Annotated in this window: 20 protein-coding genes; 5 read left to right on the top strand and 15 right to left on the bottom strand. The window is 65.3% G+C overall.

The genetic code is table 11. The annotated features are described in order from the left end of the window. Nucleotides 1-22: 22 nt before the first annotated feature. Entirely contained in the window at nucleotides 23-658 is a 636-nt protein-coding gene (locus J4E58_RS07760) for a lytic polysaccharide monooxygenase auxiliary activity family 9 protein (RefSeq protein ID WP_087090702.1), read from the bottom strand. A gap of 351 nt (nucleotides 659-1,009) precedes the next feature. Between J4E58_RS07760 and J4E58_RS07755 the strand changes: the two genes are divergently transcribed. Further along, nucleotides 1,010-1,921, top strand: a complete 912-nt coding sequence (locus J4E58_RS07755; protein ID WP_087090699.1) for a LysR substrate-binding domain-containing protein — start codon at nucleotides 1,010-1,012, stop codon at nucleotides 1,919-1,921. Nucleotides 1,922-2,159: 238 nt separating this feature from the next. On the opposite strand, the gene J4E58_RS07750 is transcribed toward J4E58_RS07755, so the two are convergent. The 10 genes from J4E58_RS07750 to J4E58_RS07705 all read right to left on the bottom strand — a co-directional run bounded on the left by J4E58_RS07750 (nucleotide 2,160) and on the right by J4E58_RS07705 (nucleotide 13,662). Then, a complete protein-coding gene (locus tag J4E58_RS07750; RefSeq protein WP_062826027.1) occupies nucleotides 2,160-3,200 on the bottom strand; it encodes an ABC transporter substrate-binding protein in 1,041 nt (346 codons plus the stop codon). A gap of 54 nt (nucleotides 3,201-3,254) precedes the next feature. Further along, nucleotides 3,255-4,637: an aspartate aminotransferase family protein gene (locus J4E58_RS07745; protein WP_007924823.1), complete on the bottom strand. Its 1,383-nt coding sequence runs from the start codon at nucleotides 4,635-4,637 to the stop codon at nucleotides 3,255-3,257. Continuing rightward, on the bottom strand, nucleotides 4,634-6,070 hold the full coding sequence (locus tag J4E58_RS07740) for an APC family permease (protein WP_087090697.1): 1,437 nt from the start codon (nucleotides 6,068-6,070) through the stop codon (nucleotides 4,634-4,636). Before J4E58_RS07740 ends, J4E58_RS07745 begins: the two co-directional genes overlap by 4 nt. A 57-nt stretch (nucleotides 6,071-6,127) precedes the next feature. Next, nucleotides 6,128-7,621, bottom strand: a complete 1,494-nt coding sequence (locus J4E58_RS07735) for an aldehyde dehydrogenase (RefSeq protein WP_102673006.1) — start codon at nucleotides 7,619-7,621, stop codon at nucleotides 6,128-6,130. Between the two features lie 33 nt (nucleotides 7,622-7,654). Further along, the gene (gene argE, locus J4E58_RS07730) at nucleotides 7,655-8,815 is read right to left on the bottom strand and encodes an acetylornithine deacetylase (protein WP_087090695.1); all 1,161 of its coding nucleotides are present in this window, start codon (nucleotides 8,813-8,815) and stop codon (nucleotides 7,655-7,657) included. Then, nucleotides 8,808-9,482, bottom strand: a complete 675-nt coding sequence (locus J4E58_RS07725) for a DUF1028 domain-containing protein (protein ID WP_087090693.1) — start codon at nucleotides 9,480-9,482, stop codon at nucleotides 8,808-8,810. The genes argE and J4E58_RS07725 overlap by 8 nt, the downstream gene beginning before the upstream one ends. 10 nt (nucleotides 9,483-9,492) lie before the next feature. Beyond that, nucleotides 9,493-9,903: a RidA family protein gene (locus J4E58_RS07720; protein WP_007924833.1), complete on the bottom strand. Its 411-nt coding sequence runs from the start codon at nucleotides 9,901-9,903 to the stop codon at nucleotides 9,493-9,495. Beyond that, nucleotides 9,903-11,219 carry an NAD(P)/FAD-dependent oxidoreductase gene (locus tag J4E58_RS07715; protein ID WP_087090691.1) on the bottom strand — a complete coding sequence of 439 codons (1,317 nt, stop codon included), beginning with the start codon at nucleotides 11,217-11,219 and terminating at the stop codon, nucleotides 9,903-9,905. The genes J4E58_RS07720 and J4E58_RS07715 overlap by 1 nt, the downstream gene beginning before the upstream one ends. A 144-nt stretch (nucleotides 11,220-11,363) precedes the next feature. Then, nucleotides 11,364-12,683, bottom strand: coding sequence for an LLM class flavin-dependent oxidoreductase (locus J4E58_RS07710; RefSeq protein WP_087090689.1), 1,320 nt, complete (start codon nucleotides 12,681-12,683; stop codon nucleotides 11,364-11,366). A 16-nt stretch (nucleotides 12,684-12,699) separates the two neighbouring features. Then, nucleotides 12,700-13,662 carry an ABC transporter substrate-binding protein gene (locus J4E58_RS07705; RefSeq protein ID WP_087090687.1) on the bottom strand — a complete coding sequence of 321 codons (963 nt, stop codon included), beginning with the start codon at nucleotides 13,660-13,662 and terminating at the stop codon, nucleotides 12,700-12,702. Nucleotides 13,663-14,178: 516 nt separating this feature from the next. On the opposite strand from J4E58_RS07705, the gene mexE reads away from it, so the two are divergent. From mexE to J4E58_RS07690, 3 genes are read left to right on the top strand one after another with little or no spacing between them, the layout of a single operon-like run. After that, nucleotides 14,179-15,435: a multidrug efflux RND transporter periplasmic adaptor subunit MexE gene (gene mexE / locus J4E58_RS07700; RefSeq protein ID WP_007924837.1), complete on the top strand. Its 1,257-nt coding sequence runs from the start codon at nucleotides 14,179-14,181 to the stop codon at nucleotides 15,433-15,435. A 15-nt stretch (nucleotides 15,436-15,450) separates the two neighbouring features. Further along, nucleotides 15,451-18,630, top strand: coding sequence for an efflux RND transporter permease subunit (locus J4E58_RS07695; protein WP_087090685.1), 3,180 nt, complete (start codon nucleotides 15,451-15,453; stop codon nucleotides 18,628-18,630). Next, nucleotides 18,627-20,048 carry an efflux transporter outer membrane subunit gene (locus tag J4E58_RS07690; protein WP_087090683.1) on the top strand — a complete coding sequence of 474 codons (1,422 nt, stop codon included), beginning with the start codon at nucleotides 18,627-18,629 and terminating at the stop codon, nucleotides 20,046-20,048. The genes J4E58_RS07695 and J4E58_RS07690 overlap by 4 nt, the downstream gene beginning before the upstream one ends. Nucleotides 20,049-20,241: 193 nt before the next feature. Here J4E58_RS07690 and J4E58_RS07685 read toward each other — a convergent pair whose 3' ends face one another. The 3 genes from J4E58_RS07685 to J4E58_RS07675 are packed head-to-tail and all read right to left on the bottom strand — an operon-like array spanning nucleotide 20,242 to nucleotide 23,526. Continuing rightward, a complete protein-coding gene (locus tag J4E58_RS07685) occupies nucleotides 20,242-21,189 on the bottom strand; it encodes an HlyD family secretion protein (protein WP_053261426.1) in 948 nt (315 codons plus the stop codon). Then, nucleotides 21,186-21,389 (bottom strand): DUF1656 domain-containing protein, encoded by a 204-nt coding sequence (locus J4E58_RS07680; protein ID WP_007924845.1) that lies wholly within the window; start codon nucleotides 21,387-21,389, stop codon nucleotides 21,186-21,188. The genes J4E58_RS07685 and J4E58_RS07680 overlap by 4 nt, the downstream gene beginning before the upstream one ends. Further along, a complete protein-coding gene (locus tag J4E58_RS07675) occupies nucleotides 21,379-23,526 on the bottom strand; it encodes an FUSC family protein (protein WP_087090680.1) in 2,148 nt (715 codons plus the stop codon). Before J4E58_RS07675 ends, J4E58_RS07680 begins: the two co-directional genes overlap by 11 nt. A gap of 290 nt (nucleotides 23,527-23,816) precedes the next feature. On the opposite strand from J4E58_RS07675, the gene J4E58_RS07670 reads away from it, so the two are divergent. Beyond that, nucleotides 23,817-24,872, top strand: a complete 1,056-nt coding sequence (locus J4E58_RS07670) for a lipopolysaccharide assembly protein LapB (RefSeq protein WP_087090678.1) — start codon at nucleotides 23,817-23,819, stop codon at nucleotides 24,870-24,872. Nucleotides 24,873-25,167: 295 nt separating this feature from the next. Here the strand turns inward: J4E58_RS07670 and J4E58_RS07665 are convergent, their stop codons facing one another. After that, nucleotides 25,168-25,545, bottom strand: coding sequence for a response regulator (locus J4E58_RS07665; protein ID WP_007924849.1), 378 nt, complete (start codon nucleotides 25,543-25,545; stop codon nucleotides 25,168-25,170). Nucleotide 25,546 lies beyond the last annotated feature (1 nt).

The following is a 25,546-nucleotide window of genomic DNA, read 5'->3' as shown; positions in this document are numbered from 1 at the left end:
AACGTTTGGACGATCCGCAGACTTATTTGAAGTCGACGTCGAAGGCCTGATAGAAGGCGTTGCCGGTATTGGCCACGATCCACATCAGGACAATCACGTGACGGCCCTTTTTATTGGCTGGCAGCTTCACTTCGTGATCGACCTTGGCCTTCAGTTCGCCGGCATGGCTGTAGTAAGGCACCTGCGGATAGAAGTCCTCGGCGAAAGGTTGAGCCTCCAGTTGGGCGCGGGTGATGCGCTGTTTCGGATCCCAGCCGTCCTTGGTGATCAGCCAGCGATAACCACGGGTGGTGTGTGGCGCGGTGTACTGCCAGGTCACCTTGAAGATCTGGCCGGGGTTGACGTTGAGCGTCGGCCAGGTGAAGGCGCGACCGAGCTTCTTGCTCATTTCCTCATCGGTGAAGTTGACGCAGTCCCGGGCATCGGTCTTGCCACCGCTGAGGATGAAGCCATCGGCCGGCGGCACGTCGCTTGGGTTGTCCGTGTTGAACGGTGCAGGGAACGGACCCGCGGCCAGGGCCGGGAAGTTCTTGCCGCCTTCCATCTCATTGACCTGCCAACCGCCCAACAGGCCCAGGTCGATGGCGACTGCGCCGCGGGAGGCTGGGGATGTGACACGACCGTGGCGAAGCGGTGATTGGGTTTGTGGTTTGTTCATGTTTATTGCTCCATTGATTTAAGAAACTCTCCCTTTCCAAAGGAGAGGTCTTCAAATTAACCGAGCTGGATTTTCTGTCCACGCACCCATTTTTCGCTCCGCATCACGCTGGCAGAGGAATCGCCCGAGAATACTGGATATATAACCAGTACACCAAGATTTCTCCTACCCAACTTGAAGTAAAAGTCCTACATGTCCAGGCGGCACCTGGAAGCTGTACCTCTACCTGCAAGCCTTTGCGGCACTGCGCGCCTACCCAGCGAAAATATCCCCACTGCCGAGCAAAATCCGCTGCAGCGCCGGCCCGCGGAGCGGGTATCGTGGAGCAAAACCATCGGCCAGAGGTGCACTGTGGCGTCCTATTCCTTGCGTCAATTGAAGTATTTCGTCACCACCGTCGAATGTGGCAGCGTCGCCGAGGCGTCGCGCAAGCTGTATATCGCCCAGCCGTCGATCTCCACCGCGGTCAAGGGCCTGGAAGACAGCTTCGGCGTGCAGTTGCTGATCCGTCATCACGCCCAGGGCGTGTCCCTGACCCCGGGTGGCGCGCGTTTCTACCGCAAGGCCCAGGAACTGCTGCGCATGGCCCACGAGTTCGAGCAAAACGCCCTGGCCGACAACGATGTGGTGTGCGGGCAGATCGATATCGGTTGCTTCGAGACGGTCGCCCCGCTCTACCTGCCACGGCTGATCGCCGGCTTTCGCCAGCGTTTTCCGGGGGTGGAGATCCGCCTGCAGGACGGCGAGCAGCAGGAGCTGGTGCAGGGGTTGACCGGCGGGCGCTTCGACCTGGCGATCTTCTACGAGCACGACCTGGACAGCACCATCGAAACCGAGGCGCTGATGGCGCCGCAACGGCCGTATGCCCTGGTGCCGGCCGGGCACCGCTTTGCCGGGCAGTCCCAGGTGTCGCTGCGCGACCTGGTCCTGGAGCCGATGATCCTGCTGGATGTGCAGCCCAGCCGCACCTACTTCGTGAGCATCTTCGAGGAGTTGCAACTGACGCCGAATATCGTCTTCGGCTCGCCGTCGATCGAGATGGTGCGCGGCATGGTCGGCCAGGGGTTCGGCTTTGCCTTGCTGGTGACCAGGCCTCATGGCAACAGCACCTATGACGGCCAGGAAGTGGTCTGTGTGGAGATTGCCGAGGATGTCACCGGCTCGGCGCTGGTGGCCGGCTGGCTGAAACGGGCGCAGCTGACCAAGCCTGCGCAGTTGTTCGTCGATTACTGCAAGGAACAGTTCGCTGCGTGGTTGAAATAGCACCCCAGGTATAACCGAAGCCGGCTTGCCGGCGATGCGGCCAATGCAACACGCATATCCAGGGTTGAACAGGTTATGGGCCAGCCCCGGGCTCGCGGCCAATACCCAATCTGCATCTGTAGGAGCGCAGCTTGCTCGCGAAGCGTCGCATCAGGCACACCGCGTTGCCTCTATCGCCAGCAAGCTGGCTCCTACAAAGAGCGGGTGCCCTCCTTTACGAAGCTGGCGGCCATTGACCTCAGCGCGCCGCCCAGGCGTTGAAGCGCTGTTCCAGCTCCTCGCCATGGTCCACCCAGAACTCCGCGTCCACCGCCCGCGCCCCGGCCAGGTTGGCCTCGGCGGTGGGCAGCTGCCGTTGCACCGCCGCCGGCAGCAGCGCCAGCGCGTCACGGTGCACCGGCCCGTAGGGGATCTCCTCGGAGAACACCTTCTGGGTCTGCGGCTGGCTGGCGAAGGCGATGAAGTCTTCGGCCAGCGCCTTGTTCGGCGTGCCCTTGACCACCGCCCAGTACTCCGGGTCGTACAGGCTTTGCGGCCAGACGATGCTCAGTTTCATGCCTTCCTTCTGCGCCGAGGCGATCCGCCCGTTGTAGGCCGCGCTCATCACCACGTCACCGGCGATCAGCCATTGCGGCGGCTGCGCGCCCGCCTCCCACCACTGGATATTGCCCTTGATCTGATCGAGCTTGGCGAACGCCCGGGTCACGCCCTCGGGAGTGCCCAGCACCTGGTACAGCTGGTCCGGCTTGACCCCGTCGGCGAGCAAGGCGATTTCCAGGGTGTACTTGGCGCCCTTGCGCAAGCCGCGCTTGCCGGGGAAGTCGGCGACGTTCCAGAAGTCCGCCCAGGAGGTCGGCGCCTTGGCCAGCTTGTCCTGGTCGTAGGCCATGACCATCGACCAGACATAGGTGGCCACCCCGCATTCGCTCAGGGTCCCCGGGACGAACTGCGCCGGGTCGCCGAAGCGCGCCGGGTCGAGGCGTTCGAACAAGCCTTCGTCACAGCCACGCAGCAGCTCCGGGCTTTCGACTTCGACCACGTCCCAACTGGTATGGCCGACATCGACCATGGCCTTGATTTTCGACAGCTCACCGTTGTATTCGCCGGCGACCACGCGTCCTGCGCCGCTGGCGGTGAAAGGTTGGAAGTAGGCCTTGTCCTGGGCCTGCTTGGTGGCACCGCCAAAGGAGATGACGGTGAGGCTCTGCGGTGCGGCCGCAACCGCGGTGCACAACAGGGCCAGGGCAAAGGGAACACAGCAACGCAAGGATCTGGACATGTAGCGGTTCCTCGAATAGGCCGACGCGCCCGCGCGCGCCGGCCGCTTTTGGGCCTACAGACGACCGTATTCGCGGGCGGTCCTGTCTACGGCGGTACGGGTCTTGTCGACCAGTTCATCAATGTCGGCGTGGCTGGCCACCAGGGCTGGGGCCATGATCATCCGGCCCAGGGTCGAGCGGATGATCAGGCCCTCTTCGAAGCCGATGGTGCGGCAACGCCAGGCCATGTCGTTTTCGTTGGCGAAGCGCTTGCGGCTGGCCTTGTCTTCGGCGAACTGCAAGGCGGCGACCAGACCTGCACCCTGCACTTCGCCAATCAACGGGTGGTTGTCGAACACCTCGCGCAGGCAGCGCTGCAGGTACGGCCCGGTCTCGTGCTTGACCCGGCTGACGATGCCTTCGTCGCGCAGGGCCTTGAGGTTGGCGATGGCCACCGCCGCCGCCACCGGGTGGCCGGAATAGGTCAGGCCGTGGGCGAACACCCCGCCCTGCTCCACCAGCACCTCGGCCATGCGCCTGGAGAGGATCAGACCGCCCATGGGGATGTAGCCGCTGGTCAGGCCCTTGGCGATCGACAGGGTGTCGGGCTCGAAGCCGAAATGCTGGTGGGCGAACCACTCGCCGGTACGACCGAAACCGCCGATCACTTCATCGGCGCACAGCAGCACGTCGTACTGGCGGCAGATGCGCTGGATTTCCGGCCAGTAGCTTTCTGGCGGGAAGATCATGCCGCCGGCGCCCTGGAAGGGTTCGGCGACGAAGGCCGCGACATTCTCCGCGCCCAGTTCGAGGATCTTCTCCTCCAGCTGGCGCGCCGCGCGCAGGCCGAACTCGGCCGGGGTCAGGTCGCCTTCGTGGGCGAACCAGTACGGCTCGTCGATGTGCGCCACGTCCGGGATCACCCCGCCCATGTCGTGCATGAACTTCATCCCGCCCAGCGCCGTGGCGCCGAGGGTCGAGCCGTGGTAGCCGTTCCAGCGGCCGATCATGATCTTCTTCTGCGGCTTGCCGAGGATCTGCCAGTAGCGGCGCACGGTGCGGATCAGCACCTCGTTGGCCTCGGAGCCGGAGTTGGTGTAGATCGCGTGGCTGTAGTGCGCGGGCAACAGGCTGAACAGCAGCTCCGACAGCTCGACCACCGCCGGGTGGGTGGTGTGGAAGAACATGTTGTAGTACGGCAGCTGCTCGAGCTGCTGGCTGGCGGCCGCGGCCAGGTCCTTGCGGCCGTAGCCGAGGTTGGTGCACCACAGGCCCGACATGCCGTCCAGGTAGCGCTTGCCGTCGTTGTCCCAGAGCGCCAGGCCCTCACCGCGCACGATCACCCGCGGCCCTTCGGCGTTCAGCGCCTTCTGGTCGAGGAACGCATGAATGTGGTGCGCGGCATCCGCGGCCTGGTAGTCGCCGGTGCTGCGCACGGGTTTGATCTGAACGGTCATTGCGAGTCTCCTTGCGGGTTTTTATCGAGAGTGCCGAGCACGCTGGCCAGCGGCTCCGGCTTGAACAGTGGCTTGCCCATCACGCCCTTGATCCACAGCACGGCGATGATCGAGACGATCAGCAGCACGAGACCTGCGTAGGCAAAAATCGAAAAGGTCATCTCCGGGCTGGGCGAGACGTTGCAGATCGCAAACAGCATGCCGGCGATGCCGAACACCTGCGGCAAGGGGTAGAACGGCGTGCGGAACGGCCGCGCCACCTGCGGGTAGCGCCGACGCAGGGCGATGACGTTGACGTGGGTGATGATGTAGGCCAGCAGCCAGGCCAGGGCCGCCGAGAGCAGCAGCTGGTTGATCGCATCGGCATGGTCGTGCATCAGCAGCAACGGCAGGCCGGTGACCGCGGCGATGAACAGCACCGCCACCCAGGGCGCGCCGGTGCGCTTGCCCTGAAGCTTGAACACGCCGAAGGCCTGGCCATTGCGAGCCATGCCGAACAGCATGCGCGGGATCGCCGCCAGCGAACTGTTGAGGGTGCTGCAGGTGGCGGTGATCGCGGCGGTCACCAGGAACACCTTGCCCGCCTCGCCGAACACCGTGGTGGCGAACAGGTAATGCGGCAGGCCGTTGCTGGCCAGTTCCGCCTGGGGCACGGTGAGCAAGGCGCCCAGGCCGTACAGGCTGATGATCACGAAGATGATGGTCAGGCCGAGCATCATCGAGCCCGGGATATTGCGCTCGGGACGCCGGGTTTCTTCCACCAGCGGGCAGACGAACTCGGCGCCGACGAAGCCCCAGACCGCCATGGCCGTCAGGGCGATCACCCCCAGGCCCAGGGGGTTCCAGTGGGCGCTGTCGAACAGCGTCGGGTTGGGCACGACAATGTCGCTGTTCATCGCACTCAGGCCCATCACCAGCAGGACCACGGTCATCACCACCGCCAGCACCGTCTGCAGGCGGGCGAAGATGTCGATGTTGAACAGATTGAGCACGGTGAACAGCGCCAGAACCCCCAGGGCCACGGTCAGTGGCGGCATGGAGTGCGGGTAGACCTTGTCGATGATGAACTCCATCAGCAACAGCTCGGCCGACAAGGCGAACATCGCTACCACTATGTAGCCGGAAAAGGTCGCCAGGATCGCCGGGAACTGGCCGATGGCGACCTCGGTGTAAGTGCTCAGGCTGCCGGCGCGGGGGATCATCAGCGCCAGTTCGGAGAACGAACAGGCATAGCTCAGGGCCAACAGGTAGGCCAGGCCCAGGGGCACGATAAAGCCCAGGCCGGCCATGCCGACGCCTTGCAGCATCAGCACCATCACGCCTTGTGAAACCACCAGGCCGATGGCCACCGCCAACAGCGCGGTGAGGCCGAGTTTCTTGCGACTCGCGGGCGGCGCCAGGGCGCCGGTTTGCACGCTTGCATTGCTGTTCATCGGTTGCTCCGTCTTGTTGTTCTATTTTTTTGAAGATCGGTGCTGCTCTCGGGGCCCTCAGCCGCGCAGTTGAATCCAGGTGGTTTTCAGCTGGGTGTACTTGTCGAACGAATGCAGCGACAGGTCGCGGCCGAAGCCCGACTGCTTGCCGCCGCCGAAGGGCACGGTGACATCCAGCGCATCGACGGTATTCACCGACACGGTCCCGGCATTCAGCCGCCGCGCCACTCGATGCGCGCGATTGAGGTCGTCGGTCCACAGCGAAGCGGCCAGGCCATAGATGTGCTCGTTGGCCAGGGCCACCGCCTGGTCTTCGTCGTCGAACAGCGTGACCGCCAGCACCGGGCCGAACACCTCTTCGCGGGCCAGGGTCATATCGGCGGTCACGCCGCTGAAGATGGTCGGCTCGATAAAGTTGCTCGAACCGTCGATGCTCAGTTGCCGACCGCCGCACACCAGCTGCGCGCCCTCGGCCTGGGCCTGTTCGATGTACCATTTGATGCGCTGCGCCTGGCGCGCATCGACGATGGCCCCGGCCCGGCTCGCCGGGTCCAGCGGATTGCCCGGCTGCCACTGGCGCGCCTTGGCCACCAGGCGCTCGATGAACCCATCGGCGATCGAGCGCTGCACCAGCAGGCGCGAGTTGGCCGAGCAGACTTCGCCCTGGTTGAAGAAGATGCCAAACGCGGCTTTCTCGGCCGCCAGGTCCAGGTCCTGGCAATCGGCGAACACCAGGTTCGGGCTCTTGCCGCCGCACTCCAGCCAGACCTGCTTGAGGTTCGATTGCGCGGCGTACTGCATGAAGTACTTGCCGACCTCGGTGGAACCGGTGAACACCAGGGCATCCACCTCCATGTGCAGGCCCAGGGCGCGACCGGCCTCCTCGCCCAGGCCCGGCACCACGTTGAGCACGCCCTTGGGAAGGCCGGCTTCGATGGCCAGCTCGGCCAGGCGCAGGGCCGAGAACGGCGACTGCTCGGCCGGCTTGAGCACCACGCTGTTGCCGGCGGCCAGGGCCGGGGCCAGCTTCCAGGCGGCCATGTCCAGCGGGAAATTCCACGGCACCACCGCGCCGATCACCCCCAGCGGCACTCGGGTGATGGTCGCCAGGACATTGCTGGCGCTCGGCGCCACCTGGTCATAGAGCTTGTCGAGGCTTTCGCCGTACCAGGCAAATACATGGGCCGCGCCCGGCACATCGATATTCCAGGCATCCATCACCGGCTTGCCCATGCTCAGGGAATCGAGCAAGGCCAGTTCATCGCGGTGCTCCAACATCAGCTGCGACAGGCGCAGCAGAATCGCCTTGCGCTCGCCGGGCGCCATCCTGGCCCAGGGGCCCTGCTCGAACGCACGGCGGGCGCTGCGCACCGCCCGGTCGACCTCGACCGCGCCGCAGGCGGCCACCTGGGCCAGGCGTTTCTCGGTGGCCGGGTTGACCACATCGAAGCGCGCGCCGCTCTCGGCCTGGCACGCCTCACCGTCGATAAAGGCGCTGTCGATCAGACGTTGGCGCTGCGCCAGGGCTGTCCACTCGTTGAAATCTTTCACCGCGGATTCCTTGTTCTTATTGAAAAATCGTTATCAATGCTTGCAGAGGTATTCGGCCAGGCGGTCCATCAACCGGTCGCAGGCCGCCATCTGCTCGACGCTGACGAACTCGTCCGGCTTGTGGCCCTGGTCCATGCTGCCGGGGCCGCAGACCACCGCCGGGATGCCGGCCTGGTCGAACAATCCGCCTTCGGTGCCAAAGGCCACGGTGCCGAAGGCATCGCTCCCGCACAGCTTCGCCACCAGTTGCGCGGCGGCGCTTTCGGGAGCAGTCGCCAAACCTGGATAAGCCGAGATCGCTTCGAAGCGGATCGCCGTGTCGGCCTTGACTGCCTGCATCGCCGGCAACAGCTCCTGTTCGGCATAGCCTTGCAGTTCGTCCACCACCGCCCGGGGTTCGAAGGCCGGCAAGGCGCGCACCTCGAAATCGAAGCGGCAGTCGGCCGGGACGATATTCAGCGCCGTGCCGCCCTGGATCACCCCGACCTGCACGGTGGAAAACGCCGGGTCAAAGCGGGCGTCGTGATGCTCGGGGGCCGCCAGGCGCCGGCCGATCTCCCCCAGCCGGCCGATCAGCCGCGCCGCCTGCTCGATGGCGTTGACCCCATAAGGCGCATAGGCCGAGTGGCACGGTGCGCCGTGCACATGGCAACGCATGGCCAGCTTGCCCTTGTGGCCGAGCACCGGTTTGAGCTCGGTGGGCTCGCCGATCAGGCACAGCGCCGGTTGCGGGATGCGCTGTGGCAGCACTTCCAGCAGGCTGCGCACGCCGAGGCAGCCGACTTCCTCGTCATAGGAGAACGCCAGGTGCACCGGCCGGCGCAGCGGGCTTTCGAGAAACAGCGGCACCGCGGCCAGCACCGAGGCCAGGTAGCCTTTCATGTCGGCGGTGCCGCGCCCGTAGAGCTTGCCGTCACGCTCGGTCAGGCTGAAGGGGTCGAGCGTCCAGGGCTGGCCGTCCACCGGCACCACGTCGGTGTGCCCGGACAGCACGATGCCGCCTTCCACCGCCGGACCGATGCTGGCCAGCAGGTTGGCCTTGGTCCGCTCGGCGTTGTAGATCAGCTCGCCGCTCACGCCCAGGCCGTGCAGGTAGTCGCGCACGAACTCGATCAAGGCCAGGTTCGAATCGCGGCTGACCGTGGCAAAGCCCACCAGCCTGGCCAGCAAGGCGCGGCTGCGCAGCTCACTCATCGCCCGGCACTCCGTAGCTCGGCGCCAGGGTCGGGTTGAGGGCGCGGGTCAGGTAGTCCTGCAACTGCGGCTCGTAGGCGCTCCAGAGCCTGTGCAGCTCGCCGATGGGGTTGGCCTCGGCCCAGTCCACCCGCAGGTCGACGATCGGCCAGACCAGCTCGCCGACCACCGACAGCGCCGCCGAATGCACCGCGCCCGCCTCGCCGCCGGCGTCCTGCCCGGCCTGCAACGCGCTGAGCAGCCGCGCCGCCAGGCAGCCTTCGCTGCTTTCGAAGGCCTCGACCATGCGCTCGATCACCACGCTGTTGGCCAGCAGGTTACCGGCCGCCACGCATTGCTCACCGGCCACGGCATTGTTAATGCCCAGTGCGTGGTTGCCGCTGAATACCGCCGTGCGCCCCCGGGCATCCACCACCGCCACCTGGCGGTACTGGCTGTAGCCGTTGCGGGTCAGCGCCTGGTCCAGGGCCTGCGCCGGCGCCAGGCCTTCGCCCAGGCCGTCGAGCACCTGGGGGCCGAGGGCCGGCAAAGTGATGTTCTGGCTCGACACCGCACCCACCCCGCTGCGCAGCCAGGGGCAACGAGCGCCGACGGCGATGCTCGAAGAGCTGATGGCAATGCCCAGCTGGCCGGTTTCGGCGCAGCGGCCGACGATGGAAAAAGTCATGGCGCACTCCTTATTCGGGGATGACCGCGATCACGTCGATTTCCATCAGCCACTGCGGCTGACCCAGGGCGCTGACCACCAGTCCGGTGGAGATCGGGAACACGCCCTTGAGCCACTTGCCGACCTCCTGGTACACCGGCTCGCGGTAACGCGGGTCGATCAGGTAGGTGGTGGTCTTGACGATATGGCTGAGGTCGCTGCCAGCCTCTTCCAGCAGTTGCTTGACGTTGCGCATGGCCTGCTCGGCCTGGGCCCGCGGGTCGCCGAGGCCGACCAGCTGGCCATTGAAGTCGGTGCCAACCTGGCCGCGCACATACACGGTGTTGCCGGCGCGCACGGCCTGGCACAGGTCGTTGTCCAGGCTCTGGTTCGGGTAGGTGTCTTTGGTGTTGAACATGCGGATGCGGGTATGAGTAGGCATCAGCGGGCTCCCATGCGGCTGGCGGGTTGAGTGGCGGATTCGCGCTCGGCTTGGCGCTGCGCGGCGTCGCGATAGTCGAAGTAGATGCGCTGTTTGACGATGTGCTCGGCGATGTGCCGGGCGTCGTGCCACACGCCCCAGATAAACGCCGAGCCGCGCCGCGACAGCCACGGCAGGCCGACGAAATAGACCCCGGGCTCGCTGGACACGCCGCGCTGGTGACGAGGCTTGCCGTTGGCCTTGAAGGCGTCGACCTGCAGCCAGCTGTAGTCCACCGAATAACCGGTGGCCCAGATGATGGTGGTGACGTTGGCCTTGACCAGGTCGAGTTCGAGGATCGGCTGGGTCAGGCACGGCGGGTCAGGCAGCATCACCCGGGCTTCGGGCTCTTGCGGCAGGTCCAGGCCGTTACGGGCGATGTAGGCATCGGCGGCGTCGAGCAGCGCCAGGTAGTTTTCGTCGCCACGGGCAATGTTCTCGGCCAGGTTGGCCTCGAAGCTGACCACGCCGTTATCGAAGGCCTTGGTCAGGCCGACCAGGGTCATGCCCTGGTGGGCCAGCCGGCGGAAGTCCACGGTATGCCCGCCACGGGCGCCGCTGACGGCGATGGTCACGTGCTCCTTGCCCGGCTGCATAGTCTCGGCATCCCACTCGCCGAGCACTCCCAGCCACCAGCAGAAGTCACGGTTGCGGTAGGCCCGCGGCGGGCGGTCATGGGCCCCGACCGAGAGATAGACCTGCTTGCCGGCGCGTTGCAGTTCATCGGCGATCTGCACCCCTGACGAACCGGCGCCCACTACCAGCACTGCGCCTTCGGGCAGCTGTTGCGGATTGCGGTAGGCCGCCGAGTGCATCTGCAGCACACGCTGATCCTGCGGGGCGATCGGCGGGATCACCGGGCACTGGAACGGACCGGTGGCCACCACCACCTGCCGGGCTTCGATCACCCCGTCGCTGGTGTCCACGGTGAAGCCCGGGCGGGCGGTGTTGCGCACCACCTTCCTGACTTCGACGCCAGTGCGGATCGGTGCGTTGAATTTACGGGCGTAGGTTTCGAAGTAGTCGGCGACCTGGTCCTTGCCGGCGAAGGCATCGGGGTCCAGGTCTTCGAATTCCAGGCCCGGAAAGCGGTCATGCCAGGCCGGGCCGTTGGCCACCAGCGAATCCCAGCGCCCGGTGCGCCAGGCTTCGGCGATGCGGTTGCGCTCCAGCACCAGGTGCGGCACGCCCAGGCGGCTCAGGTGTTCGCTCATGGCCACGCCGGCTTGGCCGGCGCCCACTACAAGCGTGTCGATTATTGTTTTATGGGTTGTCATGTCTGCGCCCTGTTGAGTGATCCCACGTAGGCAGCCGTGGGAGGTGTAGGACGCATTCTGGGAGAAGGCGGGAAATGCCGAAATTATGATTTTTGTGGTTGCTAGAGAGTAAAAAACTGTCTGGCTATCTGGGGTTTCTGTGCATCAACGCAGATTGCGCGGAATCCTCAGCCCGAGGTTTTCGCGCAAGGTGCTGCCCGGGTATTCGCGGCGGTACACCCCACGCTCCTGGAGCAAGGGCACTACTTCCTCGGTGAACCGGCGAAACTGCCCCGGGTGGCCGATATAGATGTTGAAACCGTCCACGGCCCGCGCCTCGAACCACTCACTCATCTTCGCCGCGACGGTTTCGGCGCTGCCGACAAAGGCACCCGGGCGCAATTGCCGGGAGGCTTGCACCGCCTGGCGCAGGCTGAGCCCTTCGCTGACCGCGCGATCGGTGATGCGCTTGGCCACCGTGAAAAAGCTGCTGCGGGCGAACTCCAGGGCCTGGGCCGGGAAAGGTGCATCCAGTTCGTACTGGCTGAAGTCGTGCCAGCCAAAGGAACGACCGAACTCCAGCAGGGCCTGCTCGAAGCTGTGATCGGCCGCGTGGTAATGGCGTTCGAGCTCCCGCGCCTGCTCGTCGCTATCGCTAACGAACACCTCGGCCCCCGGCAGCACCAGCACCTGCTCGGGATCGCGGCCCTGGCGCAGCGCGCGCTCCTTGATTTCCCGGTAGAACGCCTGGCCCTGCTCCAGGCTCGGGGCATGGGTGAAGACCACGTCGGCAATCGCCGCGCCCAGCTCACGCCCCTGTTCGGAGTCACCCGCCTGGAAGATCACCGGCTGACCTTGTGGCGAGCGTTGCAGATTGAGCGGCCCGACCACGGAAAAATGCTCGCCCTTGTGATTCAGCGCATGCAGCTTGGCCGGGTCGAAATAACGCCCGCTGGCACGATCCCGGACAAAGGCGTCGTCCTCCCAGGACTGCCACAAGCCCTGCACCACCTGCACATGCTCCCGAGCCCGGCCATAGCGGGTGTCGTAGTCGTAGTGCTCGTCACGCCCGTAGTTGCCGGCGGTGCCGGCGTCGCCGCTGGTGACCACATTCCAGCCGGCGCGGCCTTTGCTGATCAGGTCCAGCGACGCCAGGCGGCGGGCGACGTTGAACGGCTCGTTATAGGAAGTGGTGAGCGTGCCCACCAGGCCGATATGCCGCGTGCTCACCGCCAGGGCCGAGAGCAGCGTCAGCGGTTCCAGGCGATTCAGGTAATGGGGCGGCGAACCCGGGGTGATGAACTGGCTGTCGACGATAAAGATCAGGTCGAACAACGCCGCCTCGGCCTGGCGCGCAATGTCGATGTACCAGTCGATATTGACGCTGGCGTCGGCCGGCAATTCGGGGTCCAGCCACAGGTTGTGCCGGCCGGGGCCACCGACACCCATGGTCAGGGCGCCCAGTTTCAGTTGTCGTGTGCTCATGGAAGGTCCTTGGTGGTTACGGCGCGGCCTGAAGCGTCACAGAAGGATTCTGCAAGGCGGCATTAAAGGAAGTGTCGAACAGGCTGGCGGCCGGGTAGGACTTGATCAGGCCAATGCCACTGAAGAAATCCACGGTCTTCTGGGCGTCGGCGATGTTCTGCGGGCTGATCGGCCCCACGTCGGTTTTCGCCCGACGGAACCAGGCACGGGCGATCTCGCGATCGGCGCGGGTGCGCTCGGCCCAGGCATCGGCATAGGCCTCGCTATGGGTGGGATCGTTTACGCTCCAGGACCGGGCTTTTTTCAGTCGTTGCAGGAAATCACTGATGGCCGCGCGTTTTTCTTCCAGGGAACGGTTGTTGCCGACCACGAAACTCTGCGCCGGGATCAGCCCTTGCGCCGTGGCGATCACCCGGCCGCCGCGCCGCTCCTGTTGCGTCACGTAGGGTTCCCAGGTGGCGATCACATCCACCGAGCCGCCTTCCAGCGCATGGAAGGCATCGAGGGCGCTGAGGTAGCGGATGTCCACCGCGTCACGGGGCACGCCAGCCTTGTCCAACGCACTGAACAGCAGTTGCTGGCTCCAGGAACCCTTCCAGATCGCCACGCGTTTGCCGCGGATGTCGGCGACGGTCTTGATCGGCGAATCCTGGTTGACCACGATGGCCACCCCGGAAAGATTCTGCTGGGTGACCGCGATCACCTTGATCGGCGCCCCCAGGGCACCGAGGAACAGCGGCGGTGCATCCCCCAGCAACCCGAGGTCGAGGCTGCCGGAGTTCAGCGCTTCGGCCACCGGCGAGCCGGCGGTGAACTGCTTCCACTCCAGGGTATAAGGCAGGTTGTCGAGCACACCGGCGGCATCCATCACCGCGCGGGTGTTGTAGCTTTGGTCGCCGACGGTGAGGGTGAGCGCCGAGGCACCGAGGCTGATGGACGCGGCCAGCGCGGCCGCGGCCAGTTGCAGAAGTGTACGCAAGGCAATCTCCAGGAAGTCGAAAGTCGGGGCTGTAATTTATTTGGTTATATAAGAAGAAACCTTAAAAACCACAGCCTATAAGCTAACGACATCGAGGGTCGCTGTAAAAGTCATTTTAGGAATAACTTAATATGCAAAATTTGCATTTAAAGACACGCCTGGCGTAACGCACCTGCCGAAGCACTCTCCCTCGCAACCCAGGCCTACCGCGAGCCGGCTCGCTCCAGCGGGGCAAATGCTGCTTTTCAGTCGGGTGCAAAACCCGTGGGTCGATCCACGATGGCTCGCGCCAGGATGAGTCCCCTCCCCGCGCTTCTGCCTCCTACCCTTGCAATCGCGGAAACAATGAAATTCCATTTAAGTAATTGATAGCACCCTAACGAAAGGTGCATGCTAGAGGGCTTTCATCGCGCTTATATCATTCCGAATGATAGTTACCTTCGGCTCATTCGATTCGTGCGATACAACCCCTGCCGAGCATCATCCGCCCATCTCAAATACATTGGCGGATGATCCATGGAACAGTCACTCAAACACTTACGCTTCCCTCTCGCATTATTGGCTGTGCTGGTGATGAGCGCCTGTGGCAAGGCGCCGCAAACGGCCGCCAACATGCCCGCCGCCAAAGTCAGTGTGGCCAAGGTGCTGGAGCAACCGGTCAACGAATGGGACGAGTTCACCGGGCGCCTCGAGGCGCCGGAAACCGTAGAGATCCGCCCACGGGTTTCCGGCCAGATCGACCAGGTGGCCTTCACCGAAGGCGCCCTGGTGAAAAAAGGCGACCTGCTGTTCCAGATCGACCCACGGCCGTTCCAGGCCGAAGTGCGCCGCCTGGAAGCCCAGCTGCAACAAGCCCGGGCCACCGCCACCCGCAGTGCCAATGAAGCCCAGCGCGGCCAGCGCCTGCTGACCAGCAACGCGATCTCCGCCGAGCTGGCCGACACCCGCACCAGCGCCGCCCAGGAAGCCCGCGCCGGAGTCGACGCAATCCAGGCGCAACTGGACGTGGCCAAGCTCAACCTGAGTTTCACCCGGGTCAGCGCGCCCATCAGCGGTCGCGTCAGCCGCGCGCAAATCACCGCCGGCAACCTGGTGACCGCCGATGTCACCCCGCTGACCAGCGTGGTCTCCACCGACAAGGTCTACGCCTACTTCGACGCCGACGAGCGTGTGTACCTCAAGTACACCCAGCTCGCTCGCCAGGGCCAGCGTGGCCAGACCACCCCGGTCTATCTCGGCCTGTCCAATGAAGAAGGCCACCCGCACCTGGGCCAGATGAACTTCGTCGACAACCAGGTCAACCCGCAGACCGGCACCATCCGCGGTCGCGCGGTGTTCGACAACGCCGACGGCAGCTACACCCCGGGCCTCTATGCGCGCCTGAAACTGGTGGGCAGCGGCACCTACTCCGCCGTGCTGATCAACGACGAAGCGGTAGGTACCGACCTGGGCAAGAAGTTCGTGCTGGTGATGGACGCCGACAACAAGCCGGCGTACCGCGCCGTCGAGCTGGGGCCGAAGATCGAAGGCCTGCGCATCGTGCGCAACGGCCTGAACAAGGACGACACCATCATCGTCAAGGGTCTGCAGCGCGCCCGTCCGGGCGCACCGGTCAGCCCTGAAGTGGTACCGATGGCCAGCAAGGAAACCCTCGCCGCCCTGGCGCAACAAAGAAAGGCCCTGGAAGCCAGCAACCTGCCTCAAGTCGCCCCCGCCAAGGGCGCGTCTGAAGCAGCTGCGAAGCTGGCCAGCGCTGCGACTCCACGCGGTTAAGGGAAAAGACTCAAGATGAATTTCTCCCAATTCTTCATTTCACGGCCGATCTTCGCAGCGGTGCTATCGCTGCTGATCCTGATCGCCGGCTCCATCTCGCTGTTCCAGCTGCCCATCAGCGAATACCCGGAAGTGGTACCGCCGACCGTGGTGGTGCGCGCCAACTTCCCGGGCGCCAACCCGAAAGTGATCGGCGAAACCGTGGCCGCGCCCCTGGAGCAGGCCATCACCGGGGTCGAGAACATGCTCTACATGTCCTCGCAGTCCACCGCCGACGGCAAGATCACCCTGACCATCACCTTCGCCCTGGGCACCGACCTGGACAACGCCCAGGTGCAGGTGCAGAACCGCGTGACCCGCACCGAGCCCAAGCTGCCTGAAGAGGTGACGCGCATCGGCATCACCGTGGACAAGGCCTCGCCCGACCTGACCATGGTCGTGCACTTGACCTCGCCGGACAAACGCTACGACATGCTCTACCTGTCCAACTACGCCATCCTCAATATCAAGGATGAGCTGGCGCGCCTCGGCGGCGTCGGCGATGTGCAGCTGTTCGGCATGGGCGACTACTCGCTGCGGGTCTGGCTCGATCCGAACAAGACCGCTTCACGCAACTTGACCGCCACCGACGTGGTCACCGCCATTCGCGAGCAGAACCGCCAGGTCGCCGCCGGTACCCTGGGCGCCCCGCCCGCGCCGAGCGCCACCAGCTTCCAGCTGTCGGTCAACACCCAGGGCCGCCTGGTGACCGAGGAAGAGTTCGAGAACATCATCATCCGCTCCGGCGACAACGGCGAGATCACCCGCCTGAAAGACATCGCCCGGGTCGAGCTGGGTTCCAACCAGTACGCCCTGCGTTCGCTGCTGAACAACCAGCCGGCGGTGGCGATCCCGATCTTCCAGCGCCCTGGCTCCAACGCCATCGAGATTTCCAACGAAGTGCGGGCCAAGATGGCCGAGCTGAAACAGAGCTTCCCGCAAGGCATGGACTTCAGTATCGTCTACGACCCGACCATCTTCGTGCGTGGCTCCATCGAGGCAGTGGTGCATACCCTGTTCGAAGCGCTGATCCTGGTGGTGCTGGTGGTGATCCTGTTCCTGCAGACCTGGCGCGCCTCGATCATCCCGCTGGTGGCGGTGCCGGTCTCGCTGATCGGTACCTTTGCCGTGATGCACCTGTTCGGCTTCTCGCTCAACGCCCTGTCGCTGTTCGGGCTGGTGCTGGCGATCGGTATCGTGGTGGACGACGCCATCGTGGTGGTGGAAAACGTCGAGCGTAATATCGGCCTCGGGCTGAATCCGGTGGAAGCCACCAAGCGCGCCATGCGCGAAGTGACCGGGCCGATCATCGCCACCGCCCTGGTGCTCTGCGCGGTGTTCGTGCCGGCGGCCTTCATCAGCGGCCTGACCGGGCAGTTCTACAAGCAGTTCGCCCTGACCATCGCGATCTCCACGGTGATCTCGGCCTTCAACTCCCTGACCCTGTCGCCGGCCCTGGCCGCGGTATTGCTCAAGGATCACCACGCACCGAAGGACGGCTTCTCCAAGTTCCTCGACAGGTTGCTGGGTGGCTGGCTGTTCAAACCCTTCAACCGCTTCTTCGACCGCGCAAGTGGTGGCTACGTCGGCACCGTGCGCCGGGTGATCCGTGGCAGCGGCATCGCCCTGTTCCTCTACGCAGGCCTGATGGTGCTGACCTGGTTCGGCTTCGCCCACACGCCGATGGGCTTCGTCCCGGCCCAGGACAAGCAATACCTGGTGGCCTTCGCCCAACTGCCGGACGCCGCGAGCCTGGACCGCACCGAGGACGTGATCAAGCGCATGTCCGACATCGCCCTGAAGCAACCGGGCGTGGAAAGCGCGGTGGCCTTCCCGGGCCTGTCGATCAACGGTTTCACCAACAGCCCGAACAACGGCATCGTGTTCGTGACCCTCAAGCCCTTCGACGAGCGCAAGGACCCGAGCATGTCCGCCGGGGCCATCGCCGGCGCCCTGAACGGCAAGTACGCCGATATCCAGGAAGCCTACATGGCGATCTTCCCACCGCCGCCGGTACAGGGCCTGGGGACCATCGGCGGGTTCCGCCTGCAGGTCGAGGACCGCAGCGGCATGGGTTACGAAGAGCTGTATAAAGAAGTGCAGAACGTCATCGCCAAGAGTCGCAGCGTGCCGGAACTGGCCGGGCTGTTCACCAGCTATCAGGTCAACGTGCCCCAGGTCGATGCCGCTATCGACCGGGAAAAGGCCAAGACCCACGGCGTGGCCATCAGCGACATCTTCGACACCCTGCAGGTCTACCTGGGCTCGCTGTACGCCAACGACTTCAACCGTTTTGGCCGTACCTACCAGGTCAACGTCCAGGCTGAACAGCAGTTCCGTCTCGAGGCCGAGCAGATCGGCCAGCTGAAGGTACGCAACAACAAGGGCGAGATGATCCCGCTGGCGACCTTCATCAAGGTCAGCGATACCTCGGGGCCGGACCGCGTGATGCACTACAACGGCTTCGTCACCGCGGAAATCAACGGCGCGGCCGCACCGGGCTACAGCTCCGGCCAGGCGGAAGCGGCGATCGAGAAACTGCTCAAGGAAGAACTGCCCAACGGCATGACCTACGAATGGACCGAGCTGACCTACCAGCAGATCCTGGCCGGTAACACCGCGCTGTTCGTCTTCCCGCTCTGCGTGCTGCTGGCCTTCCTGGTACTGGCCGCGCAATACGAGAGCTGGAGCCTGCCGCTGGCGGTGATCCTGATCGTGCCCATGACCCTGCTGTCGGCCATCGCCGGGGTGATCCTGTCCGGTGGCGACAACAACATCTTCACCCAGATCGGCCTGATCGTACTGGTGGGCCTGGCGTGCAAGAACGCGATCCTGATCGTCGAGTTCGCCAAGGACAAGCAGGAAGAAGGCCTCGACCCGCTGGCCGCGGTCCTGGAAGCCTGCCGCCTGCGTCTGCGGCCGATCCTGATGACCTCGTTCGCCTTCATCATGGGTGTGGTGCCCCTGGTGTTCTCCAGCGGCGCCGGCGCGGAAATGCGTCATGCCATGGGTGTCGCGGTGTTCTCCGGGATGCTCGGGGTGACCTTCTTCGGCCTGCTGCTGACCCCGGTGTTCTACGTCCTGATCCGCAACTATGTGGAGCGCAGCGAAGCCCGCAAAGCGACCCGTGCCCTGAAACTGGAGGCGCAACAATGAGCCTGAAAGTCTTCCTGCCGAGCTTGCTGGCACTGGCCCTGAGCGCCTGTGCCGTGGGTCCGGACTACCAGACCCCGACCACCGAGGCGGCCCATATCACGGCCGCCACCGATGGCGCCACGGGCCAGAAGAATTTCGACCGCGCGCGCTTCGAAGGCATCTGGTGGCAGCAGTTCGACGACCCGGTGCTCAACCAGCTGGTGACAAAGTCCCTGCAGGGTAACCGTGAATTGCGCGTGGCCTTCGCCCGTCTGCGGGCCGCCCGGGCGATCCGCGACGACGCCAGCAACGATGCGATGCCGACCATCACCAGCCGCGCCAGCAGCGATCTGGCCAAAGGTCAGATCCCTGGGCAGACAACCCGTCGGGTCAACAGCGAACGCTACGACCTGGGCCTGGACATGGCCTGGGAGCTGGACCTGTTCGGCCGCATCCAGCGCAACCTGGAAGCCAGCGAAGCCGACCAGCAGGCCGCCGAGGCCGACCTCTACCAGCTGCAAGTCACCATGATTGCCGAGCTGGTGGACGCCTACGGCCAACTGCGCGGCGCCCAGCTGCGGGAAAAGATCGCCCTGGCCAACCTGGACAACCAGCAGGAGTCGCGCAAGATCACCGAAAGCCTGCGTGACGCCGGCGTCGGCGACCAGCTCGACGTGGTCCGCGCCGACGCGCGCCTGGCCGCGGTAGAGGCCAGCGTGCCGCAACTGCAGGCCGAACAGGTGCGCCAGCGCAACCGTATCGCCACCCTGCTGGGCGAGCGTCCGGACAAGCTCAGTGTCGATCTCAAGCCCGCGCAGTTGCCGGCGATTGCCAAGGCCCTGCCGATCGGCGACCCGGGCGAACTGCTGCAGCGCCGCCCGGACATCCTCAGCGCCGAACGTCAGCTGGCCGCCGCCACCGCGCGGATCGGCGTGGCCAAGGCCGACCTGTTCCCGCGGGTCAGCCTCAGCGGCTTCCTCGGCTTCACCGCCGGCCGCGGTTCGCAGATCGGCTCCTCGGCCGCCAATGCCTGGGCCCTGGGCCCGAGCATTACCTGGGCGGCCTTCGACCTGGGCAGCGTGCGCGCCCGCCTGCGGGGCGCCAATGCCGACGCCGACGGCGCCCTGGCGACCTACGAACAGCAAGTGCTGCTGGCCCTGGAAGAGTCGGAAAACGCTTTCAGCGACTACGGCAAGCGCCAGCAACGCCTGATCTCGCTGATTCGCCAGAGCGAGTCGAGCCGCGCCGCGGCCGACCTGGCAGAGATCCGCTACCGCGAAGGCACCGTCGATTTCCTGGTACTGCTCGACGCCCAGCGCGAACGCCTGGCCGCCGAAGACTCCCAGGCCCAGGCCGAGGTCGACCTGTACCGTGGCATCGTCGCCATCTACAAGGCCCTGGGTGGCGGCTGGCAGCCTGAGACGGTGGCCAGCAAGTAAGGCTTCAACCGAGCTCCTTTGGTTGGCCGCAACCAACCAAATTTTTGCCCCGTGTTCTCATTCGGTCACGGGGCTTTTTTTCGCCCATGGAACAGCATCGCGAGCAAGCTCGCTCCTACATGAGCGTGCACGGCTCATGTAGGAGCGAGCTTGCTCGCGATAGGCGCCCTCGCCGGCACCGCCATTTCCCGACCTACTCCAACACCGTCACCGTCGCCGTAGTCCCGGCGCGCAACCTGTCCTTGCCCGGGTAATCGGGATCAATGGCGATCCGCACCGGCACCCGCTGCGCCAGCTTGACCCAGGTGTAGCTGGGGTTGATGTTGGCCAGCAGGCGGCTGCCCTGGGAGTTCTCGCGGTCGGTAATGGCAAAGGCGATGCTCTGCACCTTGCCGTTGAAGGTCTCGCCGCTCATCAGCTGGATGCGCACCGCGCTGCCCTCCTCGATCCGCGGCAGCTTGGTCTCCTCGAAGTAGCCGCTGACATAGAAAGAAGCGCTGTCCACCAGCGCCAGCAAGGCCGCGCCGGCAGCGGCATGGTCGCCCTGGCGGGTCTGCAGGTTGGTCACGTAGCCGCTGACCGGGGCCTCGACCCGGGTGCGCTGCAGGTCCAGTTCGGCCTGCTTCAGCGCCGCCTGGGCCAGGTGCACGTTGGCCTGGGCCAGGCCGAGATTGGCCTGGTCGCGCAACAGGTCGGCCTGGGCCACCGCCACATCGGTATTGGACTTCTCCCACTCCTCGCCGGAAATCGCGAAGCCCTGCTTCAGGGTCCGCCGCCGGCGTTCTTCGCTTTGCCGCTGCTTGAGCTGCGCCGCGCTGGCGGCAATCGCCGCCTCGGACTGGCCGAGGGTGGCGACCGCCACTTCCACCGAGCGCTTGGCATGCTCCACGGCCAGGGCATATTGCGCCGGGTCGATCTCCAGCAACAGCTGGCCCTTGTCCACGTGCTGGTTGTCCTGCACCCGCAGGCTGACAATGCGCCCGGCGACGTCCGCCGACAGGGTCACCACATCGGCCCGCACCCGCGCATCGCGGGTCCAGGGCGCGCGGGTGTAATGCTCCCAGGCGAACCAGCCCAGCACGAGCGCCAGCACTACCGCCACCAGGGTGATCGAGCGGGCCAGGGTGTTTTTCAGATTCATAGGCTTCCCATCAGCAAAATGACCGTGGCGCAGACGCAGGCATACAGCGCCCCTTCGAACAACGCTTCGTGCCAGACGAAACGCAATACACCGAGGCGCCGCAGCCCCCAGTCGAGCAGCAGGAAAATCGGCAAGGCCAGCAGCAGGGCCTGGGCAATGGGCGGCAGGTAGACGCCGCCGAATTCGAAATCAATGGGCAAGGGCCGGTTCTCCTGTTTCCGTGGGTTGCAGCATGGGGCGGTAGCGCTCCAGGAAGGCGCCGACGATCAGCAGCGAGACGCGCATGCGGAACACCGACCACAGCTGTTCGTGGGCCTCGGGCCGGTCGTCGGCGTGCAACTGGTCCAGGTGGTCGCCCAGCTGCCGCAGCCGCGCCAGCAGCTCGTCTACATCCAGCCCCGGGCGCCCCGCCACATAGCGCCCGACCCGCCGCAGCAACTGTTGCAGGTCGGCGTTGGCCGCGCTGCTCAGCCAGGGGTTGTCCAGGCTCTGCTGCTTGAGCTGGTTCATCGCCACGCCCAGGGTCATGCAGGCCAGGCTGGTCTCGAAACGTTCGGCGCAAACCCGGTCACCGGCGGCGGGCAACAGCCCGAGCATCTGGGTCAGGCGGTCGACCATGCGGCTCTCGAAGACAAACTGCTCCTCATCGCTGGCCGTGGTTTTCTGCAAGGCGTACACCTGTTCGCGGGTGTCGCGGAACAAGCGGCGAATGCGCAGCACCGGGTTGAACGGAAAAATGAACGCATAGACCAGCAACGACAGCACCCCGCCGCTGACATAGGCCCCGGCGAACTCGAACCACTGAGCGGCATTGTTCTGCCAGGCGCCGATGTTCTGCGGGCCGATCATCAGCAGGCTCGACAGCCCCAGGCCCATGCCGATGCCGGCGGTCATCGGGCTGGCCAGGCCCACCGCGACCGTGTACAGCAGCGGCACCAGCAACAGCGCCAGCCATTCGAAATCGCCGATCAAGGGCACCAGGGCGAAGACGTAGACCGCCGAGACCAGCAGCGCCAGGGCCTGGCCGCGCATATAACTTTGCGCCGCCGCCAGGGGCCGCGGGAAGGTCGCCATCAGCGAACAGAGAATGCCCACCAGGACCATGCTCGAACGCGCACCGTCCCAGGCGGTTTCGATCCAGATCAGCCCGGCGACCAGCAGCGCGGTGAAGGCCCGCAGCGCATTCATCGCCGCCAGCGGCCAGTCCAGGTGCAGTGGGTTTGAGCGACCCTGGCGGTACAGACAACTGGCCTGGCGACCGTCCTGGATGGCATCGCTGAATTCGAGAATGTCTTCGAGCTGCTTGAGCATCCGCGCCTGCTCCCAGCGCAGGGCCCAGGCCAGGGAACGCAAGGTGGCGGGCAAGGCATCGGCCTCGCGCTCGGCGCGCCGCGCTTGTTCGTCGAAACGCTGCTGCAACTGCGCGAACTGCTGCCGCGAGGCGGCGGGCAAGGCACGCCCGTGCTGCGCCAGCTCGTCGAGAAACGCCAGCTCGTCGGCGCGCAGTTGCTGGATCGCCTCCGGCAGCTCGCCGACCCAGCGCGCCCGCAGCAGTTCGCGCTGGTGGCGCAGTACGGTGAGGCGCGAGGTCAGCAGCACCAGCTGGTTGCCCAGCAGTTGCACCAGGCCATCGGCGCTGCGCAGGCGTGGCGCGTCGAAATACAGATGGCGGCGCAACCCTTCCAGGGCGCTGATCTCGCCCAACAACTGCATCTGTCGCTTGTGGAAGTCGGCCTCGCTTTCGTCGGTGCGAATCGCCGCCGCGGCGTGGGTCGCCAGCAACTTGAGCACCTGGTCGATCTTGGCGAAGTAACCATGGGCCACGGCCTCGGGCCGCGCCGTCAGCAGGCTGACCACGCAGACGCAGGCCACCGCCAGCAGGGTTTCGGTGACCCGGGTAATGGCCAGCATCAGGGTGTTGCCTTGGTCGGGGATCGCCAGCATCGCCACCACCACCGCGGTGTAGCCACTGAGCACGAAGGCCTGGGAGCTGGTGTAGCGCAACAAGGTGCCGCCGGCGGTGCACAACGCCAGCCACAGGCCGAGGGTGACCAGGAACGGCAGCGGCGCCTGGGGGAAGATCGCCATGATCAGCACCGCCACCGCGGCCCCCAGGGTGGTGCCGACCACCTGGCCGAAACTGCGGGCCAGGGCCATGCCGGCCAGGGGCTGGCTGACGATGATCACCGCCATCAGCGACCACTTGGGCTGGTCGAGGTCGAAGATGAACGCCAGGTACAGGGTCAAGAGGCCAGCGGCGATGGTACGCAGGGCGAAGCGCAGCACCGCGCCTCCCGGGTGGATCACGACCTTGAAGTAATTGATCAGTGGCTGCATGAGTGGGTTCTGGACAAAGGTGCACCTGCGGCTAGCGTAGTCAGTCTGCGGCCGGGAAAGCTTATCGTCCCGGCCTTCCCGGCAGGAAGGCAATTTTTTCCGAACTGTCGATCCTTCGCGCCAATCGCTTGGTCAAGCAGAGTGATTGGACCGGCCGGCGCCGCTCTTTCAGCCTCGCCCCGCCGCAAAAACCCGAGTCGTGCTCACCACCCCGCAAGCGGGTTTGACTCCGAGGGGAAGCTGACCGAAGCTTGCGCCTTCGTAAAGCCGCCCCCGCCATGGATGCCTGCATGACCAAGCCCCGTCGCACCCTGTTGATCAGCCTCCTCGTCGTATTGGCCCTGGGCCTGGCGTGGCTGTTCCTGCGTACCACGCCGCCGGTGGTGCCGGATGCGATCAGGCACGGTTACGGCAAGGCGCTGGAACAGGCGCGCAACGGCCAGCCCGGCGCGGCGCGGGTGCTGTATCAACAGCTGGGGCGTCCGGACCTGTCGGACAGCCGGCGCATCCGCCTGCTCGCCGAGCTGCACAACTACCCCAGCCCACAGGCGCTGAAACTGGCCGACGCCGGCCTGCACCACGCCGAGCCCGAGGTCCGCGAGGCCGCCATCCAGGCGGTGCTCGGCCTGGTCCCGGCGCGCCAGCGCAGCCTGCTGATCGGCCCGCTGCTGGACGATGAAGTGCAAAGCGTGCGCTTCGCCGCCGTCACCGCCCTGCTCGGCCTGTCGCCGGATGAACAGGGCCTGTATTTCGGGCCGCTGCAGCAAGTGATCGATGAGTACACCCAGGTGCTCAAGGCCCAGCCGGAGAACGTCGAGGCGCAATACCAGCTGGCGCGCCTGTACCTGCACAACGCCAACCTGGACCAGGCCCAGCAGACGCTGGAGCACGCCTTGAGCCTGCAACCGGACAACCTGCAAGCGGTGATCCTGCAACTGGAGGTGCTCGACCGCCAGGGCCGCAGCGAAGCCGCCCGCCAGTTGCTGGCCAAACAGCTGCAGGCGCAACAGGATTCCGCCTACCTGCAACACGCCCTGGGCATGTGGCTGCTGCACCACGACCAGGGCGAGTTCGCCCTGCTCGGCCTGTCCCGCGCCGTGGAGCTGGAGCCGAACAACGCCAATTACCGCTACGACCTGGCCACCACCCTGCACAGCGAAGAAGAGCTGGAAGCGGCGCAGAAACAGCTCGAGGAAATCGTCCAGCGCCAACCCGCCAACCGCAAGGCGCGGGTGCTGCTGATCAAGTACTGGAAGGAAAGCGGCCAGTTGCAGAACGTGCAGATCCTCCTGGCCCAGCTGGAGCAACAGAACCCTGACGATCCGGCCTTGCAGCAAGGCCTGTAAAGGCTATCCCCTGTAGCCGCTGCCGAGCTTGCGAGGCTGCGAGGCTGCGATCGACAACGCAGTTGTCGCAAAACCTGATTCTGCGGTGGACCAGGTGGAGTGCGCGGCCTGGATTTACGCCTGCTTTGCAGGCGAGCGCAGCCTCGCGGGCTCGGCAGCGGCTACAGGAGCGCGGCAGACTTCGCGTAGCCGCTGCCACAGGCGCAAGCCCTGAACATGCATGTTGTCTGATACGCCGCGAGGGTCGATTGACGATCTTGCTGGCGGCTACATGCCCGCTGCCGGCCGCGGGAGGTCACGCCAGCAGGCGCTGGATCTGCTCTTGCAGGCTGTCGAGGTCGAAGGGCTTGGCCAGGATCGGCGCGCTTCTCGCGATGGGGCTGCCGGATTCGAGAATCTCGGTGGGATAGCCGCTGATGAAAATCACCTTGAGGTCGGGGCGCAGTTTCACCGCGGGCTCGGCGATCATCACCCCGGTAATCCCGCCCGGCAGCCGGTAGTCGGTGATCATCACATCCAGGTGCGGTTTGCTGGCGAGGATCTCGAATGCCTGCTCGCCGTTTTCCGCCTGCAACACCCGGTAGCCCAGGCCCGACAGATAGTCGGCGAGCAACATCAGAATCACCGGTTCATCTTCGACGATCAGTACGACGTCTTGTGCATCTTCACTCATG

Source organism: Pseudomonas sp. FW305-25, assembly GCF_017351415.1.
Taxonomy (GTDB): domain Bacteria; phylum Pseudomonadota; class Gammaproteobacteria; order Pseudomonadales; family Pseudomonadaceae; genus Aquipseudomonas; species Aquipseudomonas chlororaphis.
This window is presented reverse-complemented; position numbering and strand designations above follow the sequence as displayed.

Excerpts from the sequence above, each read along its gene's own strand:
- mexE (WP_007924837.1), top strand. The coding sequence starts at position 14,179 with ATGGAACAGTCACTCAAACACTTACGCTTCCCTCTCGCATTATTGGCT.
- J4E58_RS07690 (WP_087090683.1), top strand. The coding sequence starts at position 18,627 with ATGAGCCTGAAAGTCTTCCTGCCGAGCTTGCTGGCACTGGCCCTGAGC.
- J4E58_RS07710 (WP_087090689.1), bottom strand. The coding sequence starts at position 12,683 with ATGAGCACACGACAACTGAAACTGGGCGCCCTGACCATGGGTGTCGGT.
- J4E58_RS07685 (WP_053261426.1), bottom strand. The coding sequence starts at position 21,189 with ATGAATCTGAAAAACACCCTGGCCCGCTCGATCACCCTGGTGGCGGTA.
- J4E58_RS07695 (WP_087090685.1), top strand. The coding sequence starts at position 15,451 with ATGAATTTCTCCCAATTCTTCATTTCACGGCCGATCTTCGCAGCGGTG.
- J4E58_RS07760 (WP_087090702.1), bottom strand. The coding sequence starts at position 658 with ATGAACAAACCACAAACCCAATCACCGCTTCGCCACGGTCGTGTCACA.
- J4E58_RS07745 (WP_007924823.1), bottom strand. The coding sequence starts at position 4,637 with ATGACCGTTCAGATCAAACCCGTGCGCAGCACCGGCGACTACCAGGCC.
- J4E58_RS07720 (WP_007924833.1), bottom strand. The coding sequence starts at position 9,903 with ATGCCTACTCATACCCGCATCCGCATGTTCAACACCAAAGACACCTAC.
- J4E58_RS07725 (WP_087090693.1), bottom strand. The coding sequence starts at position 9,482 with ATGACTTTTTCCATCGTCGGCCGCTGCGCCGAAACCGGCCAGCTGGGC.
- J4E58_RS07715 (WP_087090691.1), bottom strand. The coding sequence starts at position 11,219 with ATGACAACCCATAAAACAATAATCGACACGCTTGTAGTGGGCGCCGGC.
- J4E58_RS07750 (WP_062826027.1), bottom strand. The coding sequence starts at position 3,200 with ATGTCCAGATCCTTGCGTTGCTGTGTTCCCTTTGCCCTGGCCCTGTTG.
- J4E58_RS07740 (WP_087090697.1), bottom strand. The coding sequence starts at position 6,070 with ATGAACAGCAATGCAAGCGTGCAAACCGGCGCCCTGGCGCCGCCCGCG.
- J4E58_RS07665 (WP_007924849.1), bottom strand. The coding sequence starts at position 25,545 with ATGAGTGAAGATGCACAAGACGTCGTACTGATCGTCGAAGATGAACCG.
- J4E58_RS07670 (WP_087090678.1), top strand. The coding sequence starts at position 23,817 with ATGACCAAGCCCCGTCGCACCCTGTTGATCAGCCTCCTCGTCGTATTG.
- J4E58_RS07675 (WP_087090680.1), bottom strand. The coding sequence starts at position 23,526 with ATGCAGCCACTGATCAATTACTTCAAGGTCGTGATCCACCCGGGAGGC.
- argE (WP_087090695.1), bottom strand. The coding sequence starts at position 8,815 with ATGAGTGAGCTGCGCAGCCGCGCCTTGCTGGCCAGGCTGGTGGGCTTT.